A 2408-nucleotide genomic window follows, 5' to 3' on the forward strand; every position below is an offset into this window, starting at 1 on the left:
TCATCGCCGTGCGAAAACTGTGCTCTGCCACCGACTGGGCGCCCGATCCAAGAAACTGAAAGCCGGTGCGCGGCGTACGCTTGAGCATCCCCACTTCAAACAGAAAATTCGCTATATTTTTCATACCTTTTCCTTCCCACTCCCCACTCCCCACTCCCCACTCCCCACTCCCCACTCCCCACTCCCCACTCCCCACTACCTATTACCCTTCAATCCTCTCCAACAATTCGGCCGTTTTCATCTCCATCAGCTTAATATCACCGCGGGATTCGACGTTGAGGCGGATGACGGGTTCGGTGTTGGATTGACGCAGGTTGAAACGCCAGGCGCCCATGTCAAGGCTGAGGCCGTCGGTTAAGTCTATGGCGATGGCTTGTGGCTCATAGTGTTGACGGATCTGTTGGATCACCGTGGCGGTATCGGTGACGCTGCGGTTGATTTCGCCGCTGGCCGGGTAGCGGGCGATGCGTTCTTCAACCAGGGCCGACAGGGGTTTTCCGGTGGTGCTGAGCAATTCGAGAATAATGAGGAACGGGATCATGCCGCTGTCGGCGTAGTAAAAATCACGGAAATAATGATGGGCACTCATCTCCCCACCGTACAGGGCGTTTTCCTGACGCATCCGTTCTTTGATAAAGGCGTGGCCGGTTTTGCTCTGGATCGGCATTCCGCCGGCGGCGCGGATCTGATCGATACTGTTCCAGGTCAGGCGTGGATCATGGATGATTTTTTCACCCGGATGAGCAGCAAGCAATACGGTGGCCAGTAGACCAACCAGGTAATAGCCTTCAATGAAATCACCTTTTTCATCAAAAAAGAAACAGCGATCAAAATCCCCATCCCAGGCGACGCCGAGGTCAGCACCCTGTTCACGCACGGCATGGCTGGTGATACTGCGATTTTCCGGCAACAGGGGGTTGGGAATGCCCGAGGGGAAGGTTCCGTCCGGCTCATGACAGATCTTGATCATCTCTACCGGCAGATGATTTTCCAACTGATCCAGCACCGGACCGGCGCAGCCGTTACCGGCATTGACCACCACCTTGAGGGGCTTGATCTGGTCGAGCTGAACGAATGACAGGAGTTTGTCGATATACTGTGTACGACAACTGACCTGCTGGAGCCCTCCAACCGTCCTGGTCGCAACAAAATCATTGTTTTGCGCCAGGATGCGCAGACGCTCCAGACCACTGTCACCACTGACCGGCACGGCATCGCGACGCACCAGCTTCATCCCGTTAAAGTCGATAGGGTTATGGCTGGCGGTGACCATAATGCCGCCATCAGCAGCGCGGCAGACGGTGCCATGATAAACCTCTTCAGTGCCGCACAGGCCAAGGTCATCGACGTTGCTGCCGCCGGCCATCAGCCCCCGGGCCAGAGCCCGGCACAGTGATTCACTCGACAAACGAACATCCCGCCCGACCACCGTCAACAGCGGTTTAAACTGTTCAGCGTAGGCACGGCCGATACGGTAGGCGATGTCATCGTTTAATTGGTCCGGGATCCGACCGCGGATGTCGTAGGCCTTAAAGGCTGTCAAATTCATAAAAATCCTTCATTGTGAGCGGTAAGCGGTGAACAGTGAGCAGCACAAGCGACCCTATTCAGTTTTTTGACGGTTCAACATTGAGTTGATCAATTTGGTGAGCATTGCTGCTATATTCCTCGCCATGATCAAGAGGTTTTGTGCGACCTCTTTTTCCAAGTATCCGATCTTCTGAGCAATATAGATCTGTGTTTTAAATTCACCACATGAACCCTTTGCTATATTCAAAAAACGAATGAATTCCTTTTGCCCGTTTCTTTCATACCCTTCAGCGATGTTGCTGGGAATAGAAACGGAAGCCCGGCAGACCTGATCTTTAAAACCGAAGTCTTTCAGACCTCGAAAAGCAGCATAAGTTTCAACACATAACTGACATGACGTTTTCCAAACCTCAAGATTTTCAAAACCCTGAAACTGTTTCTTCTCCATCCCAAGCCCCCCTCCAAAGAGTATTCACACTTCACACTTCACAACTTACGGCTTACGATTCTAGCTCACCGCTCACCGCTTACGATTCATTTTCACGGCTTACGGTTCACGGCTCACCGCTCACGATTTATTTTACTGCTTACTGCTCACGGCTTACTGTTCACTTTCTTACCGCCCATAATCATCCTCATAACGCACAATATCATCCTCCCCCAGATAACTCCCTGATTGGACTTCGATCATCTCTAAAGGGATTTTGCCGGGGTTCTCTAAGCGGTGGACGGCGCCTAAGGGGATGTAGGTTGACTGGTTTTCGCTTAAGATCAGCACCTTGTCATCACAGATGATGCGGGCTGTGCCGTTGACGACGATCCAATGCTCGGCGCGGTGGTGGTGTTTCTGCAGTGACAGGCTGGCGCCGGGGTTGACG

3 protein-coding genes are annotated in these 2408 nt (G+C 52.7%); all 3 read right to left on the reverse strand.

Annotation, left to right across the window (positions count from 1 at the left end):
* Positions 1-202: 202 nt before the first annotated feature.
* Positions 203-1549, reverse strand: a complete 1347-nt coding sequence (locus AC6F7T_RS12840; RefSeq protein WP_500719438.1) for a phosphohexomutase domain-containing protein — start codon at positions 1547-1549, stop codon at positions 203-205.
* 54 nt (positions 1550-1603) lie between these two features.
* Entirely contained in the window at positions 1604-1978 is a 375-nt protein-coding gene (locus AC6F7T_RS12845) for a four helix bundle protein (RefSeq protein ID WP_500719440.1), read from the reverse strand.
* Between the two features lie 168 nt (positions 1979-2146).
* The coding region (locus AC6F7T_RS12850; RefSeq protein ID WP_500719442.1) for a cupin domain-containing protein at positions 2147-2408 on the reverse strand (262 nt) is incomplete at its 5' end.

This window comes from Pelovirga sp. (assembly GCF_059864205.1).

What these genes read in the sequence shown, in the direction of transcription:
- AC6F7T_RS12840 (WP_500719438.1), bottom strand. Translation starts at nt 1,549, where the DNA reads ATGAATTTGACAGCCTTTAAGGCCTACGACATCCGCGGTCGGATCCCG.
- AC6F7T_RS12845 (WP_500719440.1), bottom strand. Translation starts at nt 1,978, where the DNA reads ATGGAGAAGAAACAGTTTCAGGGTTTTGAAAATCTTGAGGTTTGGAAA.